The organism is Pararhizobium sp. LjRoot238 (assembly GCF_964252955.1).
In the GTDB taxonomy this organism is placed as follows: domain Bacteria; phylum Pseudomonadota; class Alphaproteobacteria; order Rhizobiales; family Rhizobiaceae; genus Pararhizobium.
The window spans coordinates 362,535-381,498 of sequence record NZ_CAXUPP020000001.1 but is presented as its reverse complement, the minus strand read 5'-3'; the positions used below and the strand labels follow the sequence as shown (position 1 = coordinate 381,498).

21 protein-coding genes are annotated in these 18,964 nt (G+C 60.5%); 13 read left to right on the top strand and 8 right to left on the bottom strand.

What is annotated here, in order from left to right; all coding sequences use genetic code 11:
* Positions 1-181 precede the first annotated feature (181 nt).
* Genes ACSQ3F_RS02010 through hisG form a run of 3 tightly spaced genes read left to right on the top strand, consistent with a single transcriptional unit; the run spans position 182 to position 2,366 of the window.
* Positions 182-514 carry a VOC family protein gene (locus ACSQ3F_RS02010; RefSeq protein WP_436098683.1) on the top strand — a complete coding sequence of 111 codons (333 nt, stop codon included), beginning with the start codon at positions 182-184 and terminating at the stop codon, positions 512-514.
* Positions 515-531: 17 nt separating this feature from the next.
* On the top strand, positions 532-1,671 hold the full coding sequence (locus ACSQ3F_RS02005) for an ATP phosphoribosyltransferase regulatory subunit (protein ID WP_436098682.1): 1,140 nt from the start codon (positions 532-534) through the stop codon (positions 1,669-1,671).
* A complete protein-coding gene (hisG, locus tag ACSQ3F_RS02000) occupies positions 1,668-2,366 on the top strand; it encodes an ATP phosphoribosyltransferase (RefSeq protein ID WP_436098681.1) in 699 nt (232 codons plus the stop codon). Before ACSQ3F_RS02005 ends, hisG begins: the two co-directional genes overlap by 4 nt.
* 17 nt (positions 2,367-2,383) lie before the next feature.
* Here the strand turns inward: hisG and ACSQ3F_RS01995 are convergent, their stop codons facing one another.
* Complete coding sequence (locus ACSQ3F_RS01995; RefSeq protein ID WP_436098680.1) at positions 2,384-2,707, bottom strand: type II toxin-antitoxin system RelE/ParE family toxin; 324 nt, start codon at positions 2,705-2,707, stop codon at positions 2,384-2,386.
* Positions 2,708-2,713: 6 nt separating this feature from the next.
* Positions 2,714-2,977, bottom strand: coding sequence for a type II toxin-antitoxin system ParD family antitoxin (locus ACSQ3F_RS01990; RefSeq protein WP_436098679.1), 264 nt, complete (start codon positions 2,975-2,977; stop codon positions 2,714-2,716).
* 192 nt (positions 2,978-3,169) lie between these two features.
* Between ACSQ3F_RS01990 and ACSQ3F_RS01985 the strand changes: the two genes are divergently transcribed.
* The gene (locus ACSQ3F_RS01985) at positions 3,170-3,877 is read left to right on the top strand and encodes a glutathione binding-like protein (RefSeq protein ID WP_436098678.1); all 708 of its coding nucleotides are present in this window, start codon (positions 3,170-3,172) and stop codon (positions 3,875-3,877) included.
* Between the two features lie 108 nt (positions 3,878-3,985).
* Positions 3,986-5,203 (top strand): NAD(P)/FAD-dependent oxidoreductase, encoded by a 1,218-nt coding sequence (locus tag ACSQ3F_RS01980; protein ID WP_436098677.1) that lies wholly within the window; start codon positions 3,986-3,988, stop codon positions 5,201-5,203.
* Positions 5,204-5,215: 12 nt separating this feature from the next.
* Here the strand turns inward: ACSQ3F_RS01980 and ACSQ3F_RS01975 are convergent, their stop codons facing one another.
* The 3 genes from ACSQ3F_RS01975 to groES all read right to left on the bottom strand — a co-directional run bounded on the left by ACSQ3F_RS01975 (position 5,216) and on the right by groES (position 8,603).
* Positions 5,216-5,665, bottom strand: a complete 450-nt coding sequence (locus tag ACSQ3F_RS01975; RefSeq protein WP_436098676.1) for a hypothetical protein — start codon at positions 5,663-5,665, stop codon at positions 5,216-5,218.
* Between the two features lie 931 nt (positions 5,666-6,596).
* Entirely contained in the window at positions 6,597-8,240 is a 1,644-nt protein-coding gene (groL, locus tag ACSQ3F_RS01970; RefSeq protein ID WP_436098675.1) for a chaperonin GroEL, read from the bottom strand.
* Positions 8,241-8,306: 66 nt separating this feature from the next.
* Positions 8,307-8,603 (bottom strand): co-chaperone GroES, encoded by a 297-nt coding sequence (groES, locus tag ACSQ3F_RS01965; RefSeq protein ID WP_037124760.1) that lies wholly within the window; start codon positions 8,601-8,603, stop codon positions 8,307-8,309.
* Between the two features lie 264 nt (positions 8,604-8,867).
* Between groES and ACSQ3F_RS01960 the strand changes: the two genes are divergently transcribed.
* The 5 genes from ACSQ3F_RS01960 to ACSQ3F_RS01940 all read left to right on the top strand — a co-directional run bounded on the left by ACSQ3F_RS01960 (position 8,868) and on the right by ACSQ3F_RS01940 (position 13,289).
* Positions 8,868-9,701, top strand: a complete 834-nt coding sequence (locus ACSQ3F_RS01960; protein WP_436098674.1) for a chromate resistance protein ChrB domain-containing protein — start codon at positions 8,868-8,870, stop codon at positions 9,699-9,701.
* Complete coding sequence (gene chrA, locus ACSQ3F_RS01955; RefSeq protein ID WP_436098673.1) at positions 9,694-11,052, top strand: chromate efflux transporter; 1,359 nt, start codon at positions 9,694-9,696, stop codon at positions 11,050-11,052. The genes ACSQ3F_RS01960 and chrA overlap by 8 nt, the downstream gene beginning before the upstream one ends.
* A gap of 123 nt (positions 11,053-11,175) precedes the next feature.
* Positions 11,176-12,024, top strand: coding sequence for a TIGR01459 family HAD-type hydrolase (locus tag ACSQ3F_RS01950; protein WP_436098672.1), 849 nt, complete (start codon positions 11,176-11,178; stop codon positions 12,022-12,024).
* 14 nt (positions 12,025-12,038) lie between these two features.
* Positions 12,039-13,037 (top strand): bifunctional riboflavin kinase/FAD synthetase, encoded by a 999-nt coding sequence (locus tag ACSQ3F_RS01945; RefSeq protein WP_436098671.1) that lies wholly within the window; start codon positions 12,039-12,041, stop codon positions 13,035-13,037.
* A gap of 12 nt (positions 13,038-13,049) precedes the next feature.
* Positions 13,050-13,289, top strand: a complete 240-nt coding sequence (locus tag ACSQ3F_RS01940) for a BrnA antitoxin family protein (RefSeq protein ID WP_436098670.1) — start codon at positions 13,050-13,052, stop codon at positions 13,287-13,289.
* Positions 13,290-13,347: 58 nt separating this feature from the next.
* Here ACSQ3F_RS01940 and ACSQ3F_RS01935 read toward each other — a convergent pair whose 3' ends face one another.
* Positions 13,348-13,545: a type II toxin-antitoxin system HicA family toxin gene (locus tag ACSQ3F_RS01935; protein ID WP_436098669.1), complete on the bottom strand. Its 198-nt coding sequence runs from the start codon at positions 13,543-13,545 to the stop codon at positions 13,348-13,350.
* A complete protein-coding gene (locus ACSQ3F_RS01930) occupies positions 13,545-13,823 on the bottom strand; it encodes a DUF1902 domain-containing protein (protein ID WP_436098668.1) in 279 nt (92 codons plus the stop codon). Before ACSQ3F_RS01930 ends, ACSQ3F_RS01935 begins: the two co-directional genes overlap by 1 nt.
* A gap of 316 nt (positions 13,824-14,139) precedes the next feature.
* Here ACSQ3F_RS01930 and ileS point away from each other — a divergent pair, with 316 nt between their 5' ends.
* From ileS to ACSQ3F_RS01915, 3 genes are all read left to right on the top strand, one after another.
* Positions 14,140-17,256: an isoleucine--tRNA ligase gene (gene ileS / locus ACSQ3F_RS01925; protein WP_436098667.1), complete on the top strand. Its 3,117-nt coding sequence runs from the start codon at positions 14,140-14,142 to the stop codon at positions 17,254-17,256.
* A gap of 137 nt (positions 17,257-17,393) precedes the next feature.
* On the top strand, positions 17,394-18,011 hold the full coding sequence (locus ACSQ3F_RS01920; protein WP_436098666.1) for a hypothetical protein: 618 nt from the start codon (positions 17,394-17,396) through the stop codon (positions 18,009-18,011).
* 6 nt (positions 18,012-18,017) lie between these two features.
* Complete coding sequence (locus tag ACSQ3F_RS01915) at positions 18,018-18,494, top strand: N-acetyltransferase family protein (RefSeq protein WP_436098665.1); 477 nt, start codon at positions 18,018-18,020, stop codon at positions 18,492-18,494.
* Positions 18,495-18,504: 10 nt separating this feature from the next.
* Here ACSQ3F_RS01915 and ACSQ3F_RS01910 read toward each other — a convergent pair whose 3' ends face one another.
* Entirely contained in the window at positions 18,505-18,954 is a 450-nt protein-coding gene (locus ACSQ3F_RS01910) for a nucleoside deaminase (protein WP_436098664.1), read from the bottom strand.
* Between the last annotated feature and the right edge of the window lie 10 nt (positions 18,955-18,964).

Here is an 18,964-nt window from a genome sequence, read left to right as displayed (position 1 = left end):
GGGGGGAGATTATTCTTTTCCCTCGTCGGCTTCTCTGTAAGGGAGGCACGATAGTTGCGGTCGATCTCCCCCCTTGTGGGGGAGATGTCGGCGTCGCCGACAGAGGGGGGTGTCGCGGAGCCTCCTCACAAACAGAACGCCCGTGGTAGCGCTCCTTTCCATTGATCATGTCCAGCTTGCCATGCCGGCCGGCGGCGAGGTGGCAGCGCGCGCATTTTACACGGGACTGCTCGGAATTCCCGAGCGGGTCAAACCCGTCAATTTGGCGGGACGCGGTGGCTGCTGGTTTGAAGCGGGCGCGTTGAAGGTTCATCTCGGCGTCGAGCAGGATTTTCGACCTGCGCTCAAGGCTCGCCCGGCTTTCCTGGTTGACGATGTCGCGTCCTTGGCGAAAAAGCTGAAGGCAGCGGGCTGCCGGGTTGTTGAAGATGAGCCGCTGGAGGACTATGAGCGGGTCTATGTCTATGATCCGTTCGGCAACCGCATCGAACTGATTCAACCCTTGGCGTCCTGAAGGAAAATTGCCGGTTCATGCCCCTGATCAACCTCCCAGCCTTTGCCGCCGATCTGCTCGCTGATTTCGAGCGGCTGGGGACGCTGCGCGTCGATACGCCGGTGATCCAGCCGGCCGAGCCGTTTCTCGACATGGCGGGCGAGGATTTGCGCCGCCGCATCTTCATGACCGAGAGCGAGACGGGAAAAAGCCTGTGCCTGCGCCCGGAATTCACCATTCCCGTCTGCCTGCGCCATATCGAGACTGCGACGGGTACGCCACAGCGTTATTCCTATCTCGGCGAAATCTTTCGTCAGCGCCGGGAAGGTGCCAACGAATTCTACCAGGCCGGCATCGAGGACCTGGGCGAAACGGATGTGGCCGGCGCCGACGCCCGTGCCATCAGTGATGCGATCAAAATCCTGAGCGCCCGCCTGCCGGGGCAGACCCTGAAGGTCACGCTCGGCGACCAGTCGGTCTTTGAAGCCGTGGTCGCTGCCTGCGGGCTGCCCGCCGGCTGGCAGAAGCGCCTGATCCACGCCTTCGGCAATTCGGCGCAGATCGACGCCCTGCTGACGCGGCTTTCGAGCCCGCAGCCGGTGACGGGCCTCAGCGCCGAGATCGAGGCGCTTCTGGCCTCGGGCGACGACGCGACGCTGATCGCCCATCTCGACGAGACCATGGAAGCAACCGGCTATTCCACCAATGCCAGCCGCAGTCCGAAGGAAATCGCTGCAAGGCTGAAGGAGAAGCGGGCGCTGGAAAAGACCGCGCTCGATGGCCGCACGCTCGGCCTCTTGCGCGAGTTCCTGTCGCTCAGCATACCGCTTGCCGAGGCGCCGGCGGCACTGTTTGCTTTTGCGGCAAAATCCGGGCTGAAACTGGACGGCGCCCTGTCGCGCTTCGATGCGCGGGTCGCCGCCCTCGGCAATGCCGGCGTCGATCCGGCGCTTCTCACCTACCGCGCCGCCTTCGGACGCCCGCTCGATTATTATACCGGCCTCGTCTTCGAGATCGTCATCGACGGCTCCTCGGCGGTGCTGGCCGGTGGCGGCCGCTTTGACCGACTGATGACGCTGCTCGGCGCCAAGGAGCGCATTCCGGCGGTCGGTTTCTCGCTCTGGCTCGACCGGATCGAACAGGCGCTGGCCAAGCCAAAAGGGGAGGCCGCCCGATGACCATTACCATCGCTCTGCCCTCCAAGGGCCGGATGAAGGACGACGCCTCCGCCATCTTCGAGAAAGCCGGCATGAAGATCGTCGCCGTTGGCAATGAGCGGTCCTATCGCGGCCGCATCGAAGGTCTGGATGACGTCGAGATCGCCTTCCTCTCGGCCTCCGAAATCTCCCGCGAGATCGGCAACGGCTCGATCGATTTCGGCGTCACCGGCGAAGACCTGATCCGCGAAGGATTATCCGAGGTGGATTCCCGCGTCGAATTCTGCGCCCGGCTCGGTTTCGGCCATGCCGATGTCGTTGTTGCCGTTCCGGAAATCTGGCTCGATGTCGACACGATGGCCGATCTCGGCGACGTCGCCGCCGATTTCCGAGCGCGTCACGGGCGGCGGCTGGCGATCGCCACGAAATACTGGCGCCTGACCCAGCAGTTCTTCTCCGCGAAGCACGGCATCCAGCTCTACCGCATCGTCGAAAGCTTAGGGGCCACCGAAGGCGCGCCGGCCTCCGGCTCCGCCGATATCATCGTCGACATCACCTCGACCGGATCGACGCTCAAGGCCAATCACCTGAAGATCCTGTCGGACGGCATCATGCTCAAGTCCGAGGCCTGCCTGGTGCGGGCGCGCAAGGCCGAGCATGAGGGAGATCCGCTGGTGGCGAAGATAGTCGAGGCTGTGCGCGGGGCTCTCGGATAGTCTCCCGTCGATGGTATTCATTCATCCGTGGGCGTTTGCCGCAGCAGCGCCTCATAGTCACGCCTGCCTGAAAAAATATTGGTGATCCAGACGGCCTGATCGCGAACGGCGTAGAGGATGACAGCTTTTCTTTCGAACGGCACGATCCGGATACCAGGACCAAGATCCTCTCTCGAAACGCCGCCAAAGGGTGCGTCGCCGATTTTTTCGCACCGTCCAAAAAGGCGGTCTGTGAACCGAACGGCGGTTACGACGTCAAAGCTTGTTTCGAGAACATATCTGAATATCTGCTCTATATCGTCCACTGCTTGCGGACGGTATTCAACCGGCAAACGCTTCATTCTCGATCAACTGCCGTGTTTCACGGAGAGCGCGTCAAGCCGTTCCCGCACCTGCTTCCCGGACAAGTTCGGCCGGGGATCGTTCAGCGAGTGCTGCACCTGCGCGCGAAGGCTTGCGAGACGCTCTTCGTGTTCCTCTTCCAGGCGCAGCCAGGTTCTCATCGCTTCGCGCAGGACTTCGCTTGTCGAAGCGTAGGAGCCGGATTCGACGCGGCTCTTTATGGCATTTACCATTTCGGTGGGAAGCGTGATGCTCAGCTTTTCAACCATGACATGGCTCCGGAAGTCATTTGTGAATAGAGTAGGATAAAATGCTACTGGCCGCAATGATCGCTGTTGAATGCGAAGATGAGGGAGCACATCTGCGAACAACATCGAAAAAAGCGCGGCGCATGCACTCTCTAGTCTAACATTCTGGACACGACTGTCCTATATTCCGACTCCCATCTCAAGGAGTTCTCCATGGTCGATCTCGCTGCTTTTCCGATCACCGCCCGCTGGCCCGCCAAAAATCCCGATATCATTCAGCTTTATTCCCTGCCGACGCCGAATGGCGTGAAGGTCTCCATCGCCTTGGAAGAGCTTGGTCTGGCCTATGAGCCGCACCGGATCGATTTCGGCAACAACGATCAGAAGTCGCCGGAATTCGTTTCCCTCAATCCGAACGGCCGCATCCCGGCGATCATCGATCCCAACGGTCCGGATGGAGAGCCGATCGGCCTGTTCGAGTCCGGCGCCATCCTCGTTTATCTTGCGGAAAAGACCGGCAAGCTGATCCCGGCCGATGCTGCCGGTCGTTACGAGACACTCTGCTGGGTGATGTTCCAGATGGGAGGCGTCGGGCCGATGCTCGGCCAGTTCGGTCATTTCTTCAAATTCGCCGCCGACAAGGTCGCCAACAATTCCTATCCGATGGAGCGCTATCGCGACGAGTCCAAGCGGCTTCTCAGCGTTCTGGAAGGCCGACTGGAGGGCCGCCAGTGGCTGATGGGCGACGAATATACGATCGCCGACATTGCCACCTTTCCTTGGATCGAGGGCGCCCGCAAATTCTATGGCGGCGCCGATGTGCTGGAATATTCGAGCTTCCCGAATGTCATGGCCTGGGTCGATCGCGGCCTCGTCCGCCCGGCCACGCAGCAGGGCATGGAAATCCCCAGGCGCGATTGATCGGGTCATTCCATGCTGTCCGCCCATGTTGACGAGGCTTATGTTGACGTCGCTTGGGCGGACAGGCTACCTCTCGGGAAAGAAGCTTTCTCGACGGGTGGAACAAACGTGGCAGGTAGACTTGTTGTTGCAGGCGGCGGTCAGGCGGCCTTTGCCCTGGTAGCCAAGCTTCGGGCCTTGAAGGACGAACGTCCGGCGACGATCGTCGCCGCGGAAGCCAGTCTTCCCTACCAGCGTCCGCCGCTGTCGAAAAAATATCTGCTGCGCGAAATGGACCTCGACCGGCTGCTTTACCGGCCGGAGAGCTGGTACCCCGAGCACAATGTCGATGTGCGGCTTTCGACAACCGTTACCGCCATCGACCGCGCCGCCAAGACTGTGACGCTGAGCGACGGCTCGAAGCTCGACTATGATGTGCTGGCGCTTGCCACCGGCTCGACCCCGCGCAAACTGCCCGCCAGCCTCGGTGGCGATCTCGACGGTGTCTTCGTCGTGCGCGATTTCACCGATGCCGATCGCCTTGCGGATGAGTTGAAGCCCGGCAGGCATGCCTTGATCATCGGCGGCGGTTATATAGGCCTGGAAGCCGCTGCCATCGCGCGCTCGAGCGGGCTCGATGTCACGGTCATCGAGATGGCTGATCGCATCCTGCAACGCGTCGCCTCGGCTGCGACCTCTCATCTGGTGCGTGATATCCACAAGATACGCGGCGTCGACATCCGCGAAGGCACCGGACTTGTCCGGCTGACCGGCACGGATGGACATGTGACCGCCGCCGAATTGACCGATGGCTCGACCATCCCGGTCGATCTGGTGATCGTCGGTATCGGCGTGACGGCCAATGACGCGCTGGCCCACGACGCCGGCCTCGAGGTCGCCAATGGCATCGTCGTCGATCAATTCGGTTGCACCCTAGATCCCGCCATCCGCGCCATGGGCGATTGTGCCGTGCTGCCGTGGAAGGGTATGCGCATACGGCTTGAATCGGTCCAGAACGCCGTCGATCAGGCGGAGGCGGTGGCTGCCCTGCTTGCCGGCGGCGAGGCGCCCTATGATCCGAAACCCTGGTTCTGGTCCGATCAATACGATGTCAAGCTGCAGATCGCCGGTTTCGGCCTCGGTCACGACGAGACGATCGTACGCAAGGGCCAGCGCGAAGGTAGCGTCTCCGTCTGGTACTTCATGCAGGGCAAGCTGATTGCCGTCGATGCGCTCAACGATGCGAAGGCCTATGTGACCGGCAAGAAACTGCTCGATCTCGGGCTGACGCCGGACCGCGTCATCCTCGAAAATCCTGAAGCGGACTTGAAGACGCTGCTGCCTTGACCGGTCACCACCCTACTGATGGTGGCTGAAAATCCGTCCCTGTGTTTCCAGTTGGAAACGGGGAAAGAAGAAGACGCCGAGCATCGACCCGCAATAGCGCTGTTCCAGTCCGCTCGATTCACCGACACAGAAGACCGGCTGCTTCTGGCCGGACGCCAGGATGATGGTGGTCGAGAAGCAGAAGGACGAGGACCTCGTTGCCGCCTGCTCGAAAAGCTGCAGAACATGATTGCGGTCGGCACTGTCATAGCAGCGCACGAGATTGAGCAGGCCGCATTCGGGCTGGTGCAAGCCATGCATTGCTGCAGCGGTTTCACCAAGCCGAAACAAGCCGTTCGAGAGATTGCCGGCCCATCCTTCTGAAAAGCAGAACTGGTTCAGCAATTTCTGCCCACTTTCGCCAAGCGCCAAGGAATCTGCGTCGGAAAACTGGGAAAGACCCGCTCTTGCAATCCTAAACATGGCCGGCCCCGAAATATGCGCAAAGTCTGAAATTCATTCGCCTATTCCCATCAAGGGTTCGAAAGAAACAATTTCTATTTTGCAAGCAAGTATCAGGGATGCGGTAAATACGTTTACCGATCCTGTAATCTATAACTGATGCAAATCTAAACTTTCAAGTCCTGACCGGTCTTCGGCTAGGAAAAAAATAAATTGTACGCGAGGAAAATCTATCAGTATTATAATTGAAGATAAAACGATGTTAGGAGCACAGTTGGTGCTGAAAAATTGCACAATCCTGTTGTCGATCTTTCTGGATATTACATCCACGTCAATCTAGGTTCACTTGGAGCGGAGTTATAATTGCTTTTACTCCCGCTTCAATGGTCTTCTGACAAATATTTTGCGGTCTGGAGTAGATATTCCCGATTGTAAGACGTTTCCATGAATGCAATCAGAACATGATTCGCACACCTTTAGGCAATGGGCTAAATGCCGTAGGTGCGGACTTTTCTTGGGGGCATTAATCAACTTTTGTATCGCGATCGAAAAAAGGCGGACCTCGCGGCCCGCCCCCTCTCAATCCGGAAACCCGGAAAGCCTTATGGTCGTCATTCGTGATAAGGCAGGCGCCTTATCACATCATGCCGCCGCTTCAGCGCGCTTGGCGCGCTGAAGCACTTTGGATCATGGGCGAAGCCGTATGGTCGTCACTCGTGATAAGGCTGACGCCTTATCACATCATGCCGCCCATGCCGCCACTTCAGCGCGCTTGACGCGCTGAAGCACTTTTGGACATGGGCGAAGCCTTATGGTCGTCATTCGTGATAAGGCAGACGCCTTATCACATCATGCCGCCCATGCCGCCACTTCAGCGCGCTTGGCGCGCTGAAGCACTTTGGATCATGGGCGAAGCCGTATGGTCGTCATTCGTGATAAGGCAGACGCCTTATCACATCATGCCGCCCATGCCGCCCATGCCGCCCATGTCAGGCATGCCGCCGCCAGCAGATTCCTTCTTCGGAAGTTCTGCAATCATGGCTTCGGTGGTCACGAGCAGGCCGGCAACCGAAGCTGCGTTCTGCAGGGCCGTGCGAACAACCTTGACAGGATCGACGATACCCATGGCGATCATGTCGCCATATTCGCCGGTCTGGGCATTGTAGCCGTAGTTGTCGGTGCCGCTTTCGAGGATCTTGCCGACCACGATCGAACCTTCGTCACCTGCGTTTTCAGCGATCTGGCGAACCAGCGACTGCAGCGCCTTGCGGACGATGTTGATACCGGCCGTCTGGTCGTCGTTGGCGCCCTTGATGTTGAGAACGATCGAGGCACGCAGCAGAGCCGTACCACCGCCAGGAACGATACCTTCCTGAACGGCAGCGCGCGTTGCGTTGAGGGCGTCGTCGATACGGTCCTTCTTTTCCTTGACTTCGATTTCAGTCGCACCGCCGACGCGGATGACTGCAACGCCGCCAGCGAGCTTGGCAAGACGTTCCTGCAGCTTCTCGCGGTCGTAGTCGGAGGTGGTCTCTTCGATCTGACCCTTGATCTGGGCAACGCGGCCTTCGATCTCAGCCTTCTTGCCATGACCATCAACGATGGTGGTGTTTTCCTTGGAGATCGAGATCTTCTTCGCACGGCCGAGCATTTCGAGCGTGACGTTTTCGAGCTTGATGCCGATGTCTTCGGAGATGACCTGGCCACCGGTCAGGATGGCGATGTCTTCCAGCATGGCCTTGCGGCGATCGCCGAAGCCCGGAGCCTTGACGGCAGCAATCTTCAGGCCGCCACGCAGCTTGTTGACGACGAGGGTCGCAAGGGCTTCGCCTTCGACGTCTTCCGAGATGATGAGGAGCGGCTTGCCGGTCTGAACGACGGCTTCGAGAACCGGAAGCATTGCCTGCAGGTTGGAGAGCTTCTTCTCATGGAGAAGGATGTAAGCGTCGTCCAGTTCGGCAACCATCTTTTCCGGGTTGGTTACGAAGTAGGGCGAGAGGTAGCCACGGTCGAACTGCATGCCTTCGACGACTTCGAGCTCGGTCTCGGCGGTCTTGGCTTCTTCAACCGTGATGACGCCTTCATTGCCGACCTTCTGCATCGCGTCAGCGATGTACTGGCCGATTTCCGTCTCGCCGTTTGCCGAGATCGTGCCTACCTGGGCAACTTCTTCCGAAGTGTTGATCTTCTTGGACTTGGCAACGATGTCCTTGACGATGGCGGTAACAGCGAGGTCGATACCGCGCTTCAGGTCCATCGGGTTCATGCCGGCGGCAACGCTCTTGGCGCCTTCGCGAACGATGGCCTGGGCAAGAACCGTTGCAGTCGTCGTGCCGTCACCGGCGATGTCGTTGGTCTTCGAAGCAACTTCGCGGACCATCTGGGCGCCCATGTTTTCGAACTTGTCTTCGAGTTCGATTTCCTTGGCGACGGAAACGCCGTCCTTGGTGATGCGCGGTGCGCCGAACGACTTGTCGATGATGACGTTACGACCCTTCGGGCCGAGCGTTACCTTGACTGCGTCAGCGAGGATGTCGACGCCGCGCAGCATCTTTTCGCGCGCGGTGCGGCCGAACTTGATTTCTTTGGCTGCCATTTTAAAAACTCCCGGGCTGGTGCCCAATTGGTTTTATGGAATTGTGGAGAAGGGAACCGGCCAGGATCAGCCGATGACGCCCATGATGTCGGCTTCCTTCATGATCAGAAGGTCTTCGCCGTTGAGCTTGACTTCGGTGCCCGACCACTTGCCGAACAGAACGCGGTCGCCAGCCTTGACGTCGAGAGCGATGAGAGCGCCCTTGTCGTCACGGGTGCCGGTGCCGACGGCGACGATTTCGCCTTCCTGCGGCTTTTCCTTGGCGGTGTCCGGAATGATGATGCCGCCCTTGGTCTTGGCTTCAGACTCGACGCGGCGTACGACGACGCGGTCATGCAGAGGACGGAAATTGGTGCTTGTCATTGTCTAATCCCTCGATCAAATGACTTCACGGATCGTGAACCGACCCGATGGATGGATGTTAGCACTCCTATTGCGTGAGTGCTAGCGATCCGGAGATAAGGATGGCTGCCGATTGAGTCAAGAATGGGCCGGCAGATTCTTTTGCGGCGAAAATGATTGACTTGGTTCCGGCTTTTTTGTCTAATTTGCGCATGGGGTCTGCGAATGCCCCACGAGGCGTCATGCCATCACTTCGCGTCCAATCCCTCGAAAAGGACGTAAACCATGGCCTCGTATAACGCTATTTCCACCGAAAAACTTGTCCGCCTGATCGGCACCCCCAAGGGCCCGGTCGTTATCGATGTGCGCGACGATGAGGATTTCGCCGCCCAGCCGCTTCTTCTTCCCGCGTCTTTCCGGCGCCCTTACGCCGATGTGCGGCAATGGGGGGCGGATTATCGCGGCCGCTGGGTCGTTGTGGTCTGCCAGAAGGGCAAGAAGCTCAGCGAAGGCGTCGCCGCCTGGCTGCGAAATGCCGGCGCCGAGGCAGAGACGCTCGAAGGCGGGTTTGAAGCCTGGCAGGCAGCAGACCTGCCACTCGTTCCAGTCGCTGCCCTGCCGGGTGAAAACGCGAATGGCGGAACGGTCTGGGTCACGCGCTCGCGCCCGAAGATCGATCGCATTGCCTGCCCCTGGCTGATCCGCCGCTTCGTCGATCCAGCCGCGACGTTTCTCTTCGTTTCGGCCCCGGAAGTCGAAGCCGTCGCAGATCGTTTCGGCGCGACGCCGTTCGATGTGGAAAATGTCTTCTGGAGCCACAGGGGCGACGACTGCACCTTCGACACGATGGTCAAGGAATTTGGTCTCTCATTTCCGGCACTTGAGCATCTCACCCTGATTGTCCGCGCGGCCGATACCGACCGGCTCGATCTGGTTCCCGAAGCCGCCGGTCTGCTCGCGGCGTCGCTCGGCCTCTCGCGGATGTTTGCCGACGATCTGGAGCAACTGGAGGCGGGCATGACGTTTTACGACGCCTTCTATCGCTGGGCGCGCGACGCCACGCAGGAAAAACACGAATGGGTGCAGCACGTCGCGAAGAAGAGCAAAGACAATGAATGAGGCGGTGCAGATACAGTCGCCGCCGCTGCATCCGACATTCGCCGAGGCCACCAGGGTCTGGGCGAAGATCGGGCTCTTGAGTTTCGGCGGCCCGGCGGGCCAGATCGCGCTTATGCACAGGGAACTGGTGGAGGAGCGACGCTGGATTTCCGAGAGCCGGTTTCTGCATGCCTTGAATTTCTGCATGCTTTTGCCGGGTCCCGAAGCGCAGCAGCTTGCCACCTATGTCGGCTGGCTGTTGCACGGCACGCGCGGCGGCATCGTCGCCGGCACATTGTTCGTGTTGCCGGGGTTTTTCGTCATCCTTGGCCTGTCGTCGGCCTACGCGCTGTTCCAGGAGACGGATTGGCTCGCCGCGCTGTTTTTCGGCTTGAAGGCGGCGGTGCTGGCGATCGTCATCGAGGCGGTCATCCGCGTCGGCCGCCGGGCAGTGAAAACCCGTTTTGCCGTGATCGTCGCCGCTTTCGCCTTCGCGGCGCTTTTCTTCTTCGATCTGCCATTTCCGCTGGTCGTTCTGGCGGCGGGCGTCGCCGGCTACGTCGCCACCCGCGCGCAATCGGCGGAAGGGAGAACCATGGCGGCGGCGAAGCAGGCCGACCAGCCCTCGGTCATCGACAGCGATTTCCCGGATGTCGTCTCATCCTGGGGCCGGGCGGTCCGGGTCTTCGGCGTCTGGGCGGCGCTCTGGATCGCGCCGTTCGTCGTCATCGGCACAATACTCGGCTTTGACAACGTCTATACCGCGATCGGCCTGTTCTTCTCCAAGATGGCGGTGGTGACCTTCGGCGGTGCCTATGCCGTGCTTGCCTATGTCGCCCAGCAGGCGGTCGAGACCTATCACTGGCTGAGGCCCGGCGAGATGCTGGACGGTCTGGCGCTGGCCGAAACGACGCCAGGCCCCCTCGTGCTGGTGCTCTCCTTCGTCGGGTTCATGGCCGCTTTTCGCGCACCGCTCGGTCTCGACCCGCTCTGGGCCGGCATCTTGGGGGCAACACTTGCGACCTGGGTCACCTTCATTCCCTGCTTTCTGTGGATCTTTCTCGGCGCGCCCTATATAGAGACATTGCGCAACAACAGGGCGCTTTCGGGTGCGCTGGCGGCGATCTCGGCGGCGGTCACCGGCGTCATTCTCAACCTGGCGCTCTGGTTTGGCCTGCACGTTCTTTTCGCAGAGGTTAGCCGGTATGTGGTCTGGCCGTTGTCGATGCCGCTTCCTGCCTGGCAGACGTTTCAGCCGGCAGCATTCCTGCTCACGCTTCTGGCAGCCCTGCTGCTCTTCAAGCAGAAGCGCGGGATCGTGACCACGCTTGTCGTCTGCGCCGGCGCCGGCTGGCTGATCAGCAGCATTTAAAAGGTCCATCCGCGTTTCCCGGCCGAATCCTTGGGATTCGGCCGCCAATTTCCGCAAGGAGTCTTGTGTTTTCGGCGCCTGCCTGCGATGTCACCCCGAATATTTTTTCTGCGGGAAGCCAGCATGGCCGTTCGGATCAACAGTTTTCGCGACATCGCCAACCGTTACGATGTCGTTCTGTGCGATGTCTGGGGCGTGCTGCACAATGGTGTCGCGGCCTTCAAGCAAGCCTGCGAGGCGCTGACAGAAGCCCGAGCCAGGGGGCTGACCGTTGTCCTCATCACCAATTCGCCGCGCCCGCATCCCGGCGTCATCGTCCAGATCCGCGGCCTCGGCGTGCCTGATACAGCCTATGACCGCATTGTCACCTCCGGCGACGTCACCCGCGCATTGATCTCGGCTGGCCCGAAAAAGATCTATTTCATCGGCGCCGAACGTGACCTGCCGCTGCTTGATGGCCTCGGTGTCGAAATGGTTTCTTCCGAGGATGCCGAGATCATCGTCTGCGCCGGTTTTTTCGACGATGAGACTGAAACTCCGGAAGACTACCGCGCAACGCTTTCCGGCATGGCCAGGCGCAAGGTGCCGTTCATCTGCGCCAACCCGGATCTCGTCGTCGAGCGCGGCCACAGGCTGATCCCCTGCGCCGGCGCCATCGCCAAGGTCTATGCTGAACTGGGTGGCGAAACGCGGATTTCCGGAAAGCCCTACGTGCCGATCTACCGCGCCTCGCTGTCGGAAGCGAAGGCCGTTCGCGGCGGGCTCGATCTGTCGCGGGTCGTAGCCGTCGGCGACGGCATGCCGACCGACGTCAAGGGAGCGCAGGATTTCGGCCTCGATATTCTCTATATCAGCGCCGGTATCCATGCGCTCGAGTATATGAATGCTGAAAAGACGGATGAGGCGAAACTCACGGCATTCCTGAAAAGCGAGGGTGCGGCGCCGAAGTGGTGGATGCCCAGGCTGGCTTGAAAGAGACTACGGATATGACGGTTTTCCATCGCAACGAGACCCGCGAACCATTGCCGCAAGCCTTGAGGGGCGGCGTCATCGCCATCGGCAATTTCGACGGCGTGCATCGTGGTCACCAGTCGGTGTTGAACCGGGCGCTGGAGGAGGCGCGGGCGCGCGGCGTTCCGGCCCTGGTGCTGACCTTCGAGCCGCATCCGCGCACAGTCTTTCGCCCGGACCATCCGGTCTTCCGTCTGACGCCGGCGCCGCTCAAGGCCCGCATCCTCGAAGGCATGGGCTTTTCGGCCGTGATCGAATATCCGTTCGACCGCACCTTTTCAGAGCTTTCCGCCTCCGATTTCATCCGCTCCGTGCTGATGGACTGGCTGCACGCCGGCCACGTCGTGACCGGTTTCGACTTCCATTTCGGCAAGGGCAGGGAAGGTGGTCCCGCCTTCCTGATGGCGGCCGGCGGCGAAAACGGTTTTGGCGTCACACTCGTCGATGCCTTTCGCGATGAGAACGCCTCGGTGATCTCTTCCAGCCATATCCGCGGGCTGCTCGGCGAGGGTGACGTCGCTCAGGCGGCCGGAATGCTTGGCTACCGCTACACGGTGGAATCCGAAGTGATCGGCGGTAAGAAGCTCGGCCGCACGCTCGGCTATCCCACTGCCAACATGCGATTGCCCCCCGAAGTCGAATTGCGCAACGGCATCTACGCAGTGCGCTTCCGCCGCGCCGACGGCAGCATCCATGACGGCGTTGCCAGTTTCGGCAAGCGCCCGACGGTCGACAGCGATGGTGTCGCCCTGCTTGAAACCTTCGTCTTCGACTTTTCGGGCGATCTCTACGGCGAAATCTGTTCCGTTTCCTTCCTCGGCCATCTGCGTGATGAGTTGAAGTTCGACGGCCTCGATCCGCTGGTGGTGCAGATGAAGCAGGATGAGGCCGAGGCGCGAGCCTTGCTATCCGGCGTCAGGCCGCTCAGTATGATCGACAGCAAAATCGCATTTGCTTCCGATACAAACCCTTAAAGGATGATCCCGATGGCCACTACGCCGCGCCGGCCCGTCAGCGCCATGGATGCCGCAGAAGCCCTGTTCAAGCCGGTCAAGAAGCCGGCAGCACCCGCCGTCGAAAGGCGTGCCCTGCCGGAAACGAAAGAGCTCGTGTCGATCAAGATCGACAGCGCCGTCCTGCACTATTTTCAGGATGACGGCCCCGGCTGGCAGGATCGCATCAACGACGCGCTGCGGGCCGTGATGCAGGCAAACCCCAAGGACTGAGGTCGCACCGCGGCTCAACCTGATGCGATCAGTAAGGTGTGCTTCTGTGGCAGCCGGATCAAAGTTTGCGGTCGGAGCCTGCCGTCTTGAGGATGGCGTTCGCGGTATGTCGGCTCTTCAGGTTTCGCGGAACGAGCACCATTTTACCTGTTGCGCGCGATTGCCATTTTTCGTGCGAACCCTTTGCATTTGTCAGGTATTCATAGCCGAGAGCAAGAAGGATATCGCAGACGATCTTGTAGTAGCCTTGCGCCATTATGCCGCCGCCGGAACCTCTGGTCTTTGCCAAAGAATGGCGGGAATGAGCTCGCGCAACGGCTTGTCGGCAAGATCGGGCAAGCTCATGTGGTTGGCGACAATCAGGTCTATGGCGGTATCGAAAATCACGTCTTCGAATTCGTCGATTGTGTCGGCTTCGATGTGGAAGCCTTCTATATCGCTTTCCGAGTAAAAGACCTTAGCCTCCGCGTCCCAAACCGCTTTTACAAAAAATGTCCGTTTAACCATATGCTGCTCCCGCATCGAACGTTCCATCGGCAACTCGCTTCCTTACCCAGTATCATATAATGCGCAAGAAATTGCATTACATTGCCATGGAGCAGATCGTTCTTTGAAACTTTGCCCTTGTCATCTTCCTTTTCGCCCGAAAACGTCTTAAACAACCGGCCACCATGACCCGATATCGTCGATTGATGATAGATCAGCGAATTATTGGCCCGGCCTTCCGCGCGCTTTGAATGCCGCCGGAAGGTCCGGGTTTTCGGCGTTTGAAACAAACGCCTCCGCTATCCCTTGAAGATATCCCGTTCGCATGCGCGGCGAAACGCGCCCAGAGACGATTGCAAAAGCCATGACCGATACCGCTGAAAAGCTCGACTATTCGAAGACCCTTTATCTGCCCGAAACCGAATTCCCGATGCGTGCCGGGCTGCCGCAGAAGGAGCCGGAGACGGTTGCCCGCTGGCAGAAGATGGAGCTCTATAAGAAGCTGCGCGCCTCCGCCGCCGGCCGCGAAAAATTCGTGCTGCATGACGGCCCGCCCTATGCCAACGGCAACATCCATATCGGCCACGCGCTGAACAAGATCCTGAAAGACATCATCACCCGCTCGTTCCAGATGCGCGGTTACGACTCCAACTATGTTCCGGGCTGGGATTGTCACGGCCTGCCGATCGAATGGAAGATCGAGGAGGCCTATCGCGCCAAGGGCAAGAACAAGGACGAGGTTCCGGTCAACGAATTCCGCCAGGAATGCCGCGAATTCGCCGCCAACTGGATCAAGATCCAGTCGGAGGAATTCAAGCGCCTCGGCATCGAGGGCGATTTCGACAATCCCTATACGACCATGGCCTTCCACGCCGAAGCCCGCATCGCCGGCGAACTCTTGAAGATCGCCAAGAGCGGCCAGCTCTATCGTGGCTCGAAGCCGATCATGTGGTCGGTCGTCGAGCGCACGGCGCTGGCGGAAGCCGAGGTCGAGTACCAGGATGTCGAGAGCGACATGATCTGGGTTAAGTTTCCGGTTAAGGAGGCTGAGCTCAGCGAGGTAAGAAAGAAAGCACTGGGCCAGAACTGGGAACAGCGCTTGAAAGATCTGATGAGCGCATGCGTGGTCATCTGGACGACGACCCCCTGGACGATCCCCGGCAACCGGGCGATCGCCTTTTCGTCCCGCTATGCCTACGGTCTCTACGAAGTTGCAACGGCTGAGAACGATTTCGGTCCACAGCCAGGCGAGAAGCTGATCTTCGCCAACCGCCTCGCGGAAGAATCTGCTGTTAAAGCGAAGCTTACCTTCAACCACCTTGCCGATCTCGAAGCCGACGAACTGGCGGCCATCACCTGCGCCCATCCGCTGCACGGTCTCGGTGGCGGCTACGACTTCAAGGTGCCCTTGCTTGACGGTGACCATGTCACCGACGATGCCGGCACCGGCTTCGTCCATACCGCTCCCAGCCACGGCCGCGAGGACTTCGATGCCTGGATGGACAATGCCCGGGCGCTCGAAGCGCGCGGCATCTCCTCGACAATCCCGTTCCCGGTCGATGACGCCGGTTTCTACACCGTCGACGCGCCCGGCTTTGGTCCGGATGCAGAAGGCGGGGCCGCTCGCGTCATCGACGACACCGGCAAGAAGGGCGATGCCAACGACCGCGTCATCAAGGCGCTGATCGCCCGCCACATGCTGTTTGCCCGCGGCCGCCTGAAGCACACCTATCCGCACTCGTGGCGCTCGAAGAAGCCGGTCATCTTCCGCAACACGCCGCAATGGTTCGTCTATATGGACAAGGACCTAGGCGCGGGGCCGATCTCCCCCCTTGAGGGGGAGATGTCACCGAAGGTGACAGAGGGGGGTAAAGCCTCCGCGAATCCCGTGTCCGCCGTACCCCCCTCTGTCGGCCGGGCCGACATCTCCCCCTCAAGGGGGGAGATCAATCCGGAGCCGTCTTCCGCGCGTCCCGACACATTGCGTAACCGCGCCCTCAAGGCCATCGACGAGACCCGCTTCGTGCCCGCCGCCGGCCAGAACCGCCTGCGCGCCATGATCGAGAACCGTCCGGATTGGGTGCTTTCCCGTCAGCGCGCCTGGGGCGTGCCGATCGCCGTCTTCGCCGATGAGAAGGGCGAGATCCTGGTCGATGACGCCGTCAACGCCCGCATTCTCGAAGCCTTCGAAAAGGAAGGTGCCGATGCCTGGTTCGCCGAAGGCGCCAAGGAGCGTTTCCTTGGGCCCGACCATGATCATGCCCGCTGGACGCAGGTCATGGACATCCTCGACGTCTGGTTCGATTCAGGCTCGACGCACACCTTCACCTTGGAAGATCGCCCCGACCTGAAATGGCCGGCGGACGTCTATCTCGAAGGCTCCGACCAGCATCGCGGCTGGTTCCATTCGTCGCTGCTCGAAAGTGCCGCGACCCGCGGCCGCGCGCCCTACAACGCCGTCATCACCCATGGCTTCACCATGGACGAGAAGGGCGAGAAGATGTCGAAGTCCAAGGGCAATGTCACATCACCCCAGGAGGTCATGAAGGACGCCGGAGCCGATATCCTGCGTCTCTGGGTCGCCACGTCGGACTATGCGGAAGATCTGCGCGTCGGCAAGACGATCATCCAGACGAACATCGATGCCTATCGCAAGCTCAGAAACACCATCCGCTGGATGCTCGGCACGCTGGCGCACGACAGGCAAGAAGACATCGCCTTCAACGACATGCCCGAACTCGAGCGGCTGATGCTGCATCGCCTGGCCGAACTCGAACAGATCGTGCGCGATGGCTACGACGCCTTCGACTTCAAGCGCATCGCCCGTGCGCTGATCGATTTCTCGAATGTCGAGCTTTCAGCCTTCTATTTCGATATCCGCAAGGACGCGCTCTATTGCGACGCCCCGTCGAGCCTGCGCCGCCGGGCAAGCCTTGCGGTCATCCGCAAGCTGTTCGAATGCCTGGTGACCTGGCTTGCGCCGGTTCTGCCCTTCACGGCTGAAGAGGCCTGGCTGTCGCGCGATCCGTCGGCGGTTTCCGTCCATCTGGAACAGTTCCCGATCGTGCCGGCCGAATGGCGCGACGAGGCGCTGGCGGAAAAATGGAGGAAGGTTCGCGACGTGCGCCGCGCCGTTACCGGTGCACTGGAGGTCGAGCGTCGCGACAAGCGTATCGGCTCCTCGCTGGAAGCCGCTCCGGTCGTCTACATCGCCGATGCGGGTCTGCTGCAGGCGCTGGAAGGTCAGGATTTTGCGGAAATCTGCATCACCTCCGGCGTCACCATCGTCGATGGCAAGGGGCCGGAAGGCGCCTTCCGCCTGGACGACCTGTCGACGGTCAGCGTCGAGCCCAGACTGGCGGAAGGCGTCAAATGCGCCCGGTCCTGGCGAATCACCGCCGATGTCGGCTCCGATCCGGCCTTCCCGGACGTGTCCGCCCGCGATGCGGCGGCTCTCCGCGAGCTCGGCTTCGCTGCTTAAGGGATTGTCTGCCGGGTGAATTGCTCTTTTGCCGCTCATCCGGTAGAACCTGCCTGAAAATCGGCGGATTTATCCGTCAAGGGCGCAGCAATGCCGCCTCAGACATCGATCGTGCCGGCGCCGCTGGAAGGGTTTTCATGGGAATGACGCGAGAGTTTCGAGTGTATGCCGGTATCTTCGGCGTTGTGGCTGGCAGCCTCGTCCTGACCGGCTGCATTGGCGGCCCGACCTACGGCACGGACAAGACCGCCGGCGAACACCTGATGGACGACCTCGGCAGTGCCGTCAGTATTGGCGAGGCGACCAAGCCCAAGAACCTCAAATATCAGCCCCGCCCTGGCCTCGTCCTGCCGCCATCGAGCGAGACGGCCGCGCTGGTGCAGCCACAGCAGAACCTTGCCAAGGACAATCCGCAGTGGCTCGAATCACCGGAAGAAACGCGTCAGCGCCTGCGCGAGGAAGCCGATGCCAATGCCGACAGCCCGACCTACGTGTCGCCGCTGGCCAAATCAAGCGCCAATAGCCGTCGCCTGACCGCCAAGGAGCAGCAGGAGGCCTATCGCGAAGCCCGCAAGATCCAGATGGGTGCCTATGCCGACAAGCGCCGGTTCCTGAGCGACCCGCCGCTCGAATACCGCAAGATGCCGGAAGAGGCAGTGGCGGATCTCGGCGAGCCGGAGCAGGTCAAGGCGCGCCGCCGCAAGAAGGAAGCCGCGATTGCCGGCAGCGGCAAGAAGTGGTGGGATATCTTCTGATCGCCAATGTTTGATATTCGCGAGGCGACGTCAGCCGACGCGGGAACCATCCTGCGTTTCATCACCGAACTGGCAATTTATGAAAAGGCCGGACACGAGGTCGAGGCGACGGTCGAATCCATCACCGAATCCCTGTTCGGCCCGAATTCCGTTTCGCATGCGGCGATCTGCGAGCGCGACGGAGTTCCCGTCGGTTTTGCCGTCTGGTTCTTCAGCTATTCGACCTGGCAGGCCCGCAACGGCCTTTATCTCGAAGACCTCTACGTCACGCCTGAACAGCGCGGAACCGGCGCCGGACGCCTGATGCTGCGCTATCTGGCGCGGATCGCGGTGGAAAAGGGATGCGGCCGGTTCGAGTGGAGCGTGCTCGACTGGAACGAACCGGCGATCAAGGCCTATCAGGCGATCGGTGCCGAGCCGCTGACCGAATGGACGCGCTATCGTCTGTCCGGCCCAGCGCTCGAAAGCTTTGCCGCCGGTTGAGTCCGCCTGCTCAACGCTTCTCTGCAAAAAACTGCTTGAGGATATCCGCCGCTGCCTGGGCTGAAAAACCAGAATAGACGTCGGGCGCATGGTGGCAGGTCGGCTGGCTGAAGAAGCGCACGCCATTGTCGACGCCGCCGCCTTTCGGATCCTCGGCACCGTAATAGAGCCGCCGCAGCCGGGCAAACGAAATGGCCGCCGCGCACATGGTGCAGGGTTCGAGCGTTACATAGAGGTCAGAGCCGGGAAGCCGCTCGTCGCCGATAATGCGGCAGCCTTCGCGGATCACCTCGATCTCGGCATGGGCGGTGATGTCGTTGAGTTCCCGGGTGCGGTTTCCGGCACTTGCGATGACTTCGCCATTGAGGACGAGCACGGCGCCGACCGGGACTTCGCCACGTTCGGCCGCCATCCGGGCCTCGGCCAAGGCCAAATCCATGAAGCGGTTCGTTTCAGCCATCGTTGGAGCC

What these genes read in the sequence shown, in the direction of transcription:
- ACSQ3F_RS01985 (WP_436098678.1), top strand. Translation starts at nt 3,170, where the DNA reads ATGGTCGATCTCGCTGCTTTTCCGATCACCGCCCGCTGGCCCGCCAAA.
- ACSQ3F_RS01995 (WP_436098680.1), bottom strand. Translation starts at nt 2,707, where the DNA reads ATGAAGCGTTTGCCGGTTGAATACCGTCCGCAAGCAGTGGACGATATA.
- ACSQ3F_RS01930 (WP_436098668.1), bottom strand. Translation starts at nt 13,823, where the DNA reads ATGGAACGTTCGATGCGGGAGCAGCATATGGTTAAACGGACATTTTTT.
- ileS (WP_436098667.1), top strand. Translation starts at nt 14,140, where the DNA reads ATGACCGATACCGCTGAAAAGCTCGACTATTCGAAGACCCTTTATCTG.
- groES (WP_037124760.1), bottom strand. Translation starts at nt 8,603, where the DNA reads ATGACAAGCACCAATTTCCGTCCTCTGCATGACCGCGTCGTCGTACGC.
- ACSQ3F_RS01990 (WP_436098679.1), bottom strand. Translation starts at nt 2,977, where the DNA reads ATGGTTGAAAAGCTGAGCATCACGCTTCCCACCGAAATGGTAAATGCC.
- ACSQ3F_RS01940 (WP_436098670.1), top strand. Translation starts at nt 13,050, where the DNA reads ATGGCCACTACGCCGCGCCGGCCCGTCAGCGCCATGGATGCCGCAGAA.
- ACSQ3F_RS01915 (WP_436098665.1), top strand. Translation starts at nt 18,018, where the DNA reads ATGTTTGATATTCGCGAGGCGACGTCAGCCGACGCGGGAACCATCCTG.
- ACSQ3F_RS01960 (WP_436098674.1), top strand. Translation starts at nt 8,868, where the DNA reads ATGGCCTCGTATAACGCTATTTCCACCGAAAAACTTGTCCGCCTGATC.
- ACSQ3F_RS01910 (WP_436098664.1), bottom strand. Translation starts at nt 18,954, where the DNA reads ATGGCTGAAACGAACCGCTTCATGGATTTGGCCTTGGCCGAGGCCCGG.
- ACSQ3F_RS02010 (WP_436098683.1), top strand. Translation starts at nt 182, where the DNA reads ATGCCGGCCGGCGGCGAGGTGGCAGCGCGCGCATTTTACACGGGACTG.
- hisG (WP_436098681.1), top strand. Translation starts at nt 1,668, where the DNA reads ATGACCATTACCATCGCTCTGCCCTCCAAGGGCCGGATGAAGGACGAC.
- chrA (WP_436098673.1), top strand. Translation starts at nt 9,694, where the DNA reads ATGAATGAGGCGGTGCAGATACAGTCGCCGCCGCTGCATCCGACATTC.
- ACSQ3F_RS01950 (WP_436098672.1), top strand. Translation starts at nt 11,176, where the DNA reads ATGGCCGTTCGGATCAACAGTTTTCGCGACATCGCCAACCGTTACGAT.
- ACSQ3F_RS01975 (WP_436098676.1), bottom strand. Translation starts at nt 5,665, where the DNA reads ATGTTTAGGATTGCAAGAGCGGGTCTTTCCCAGTTTTCCGACGCAGAT.
- ACSQ3F_RS01935 (WP_436098669.1), bottom strand. Translation starts at nt 13,545, where the DNA reads ATGGCGCAAGGCTACTACAAGATCGTCTGCGATATCCTTCTTGCTCTC.
- groL (WP_436098675.1), bottom strand. Translation starts at nt 8,240, where the DNA reads ATGGCAGCCAAAGAAATCAAGTTCGGCCGCACCGCGCGCGAAAAGATG.
- ACSQ3F_RS02005 (WP_436098682.1), top strand. Translation starts at nt 532, where the DNA reads ATGCCCCTGATCAACCTCCCAGCCTTTGCCGCCGATCTGCTCGCTGAT.
- ACSQ3F_RS01920 (WP_436098666.1), top strand. Translation starts at nt 17,394, where the DNA reads ATGGGAATGACGCGAGAGTTTCGAGTGTATGCCGGTATCTTCGGCGTT.
- ACSQ3F_RS01945 (WP_436098671.1), top strand. Translation starts at nt 12,039, where the DNA reads ATGACGGTTTTCCATCGCAACGAGACCCGCGAACCATTGCCGCAAGCC.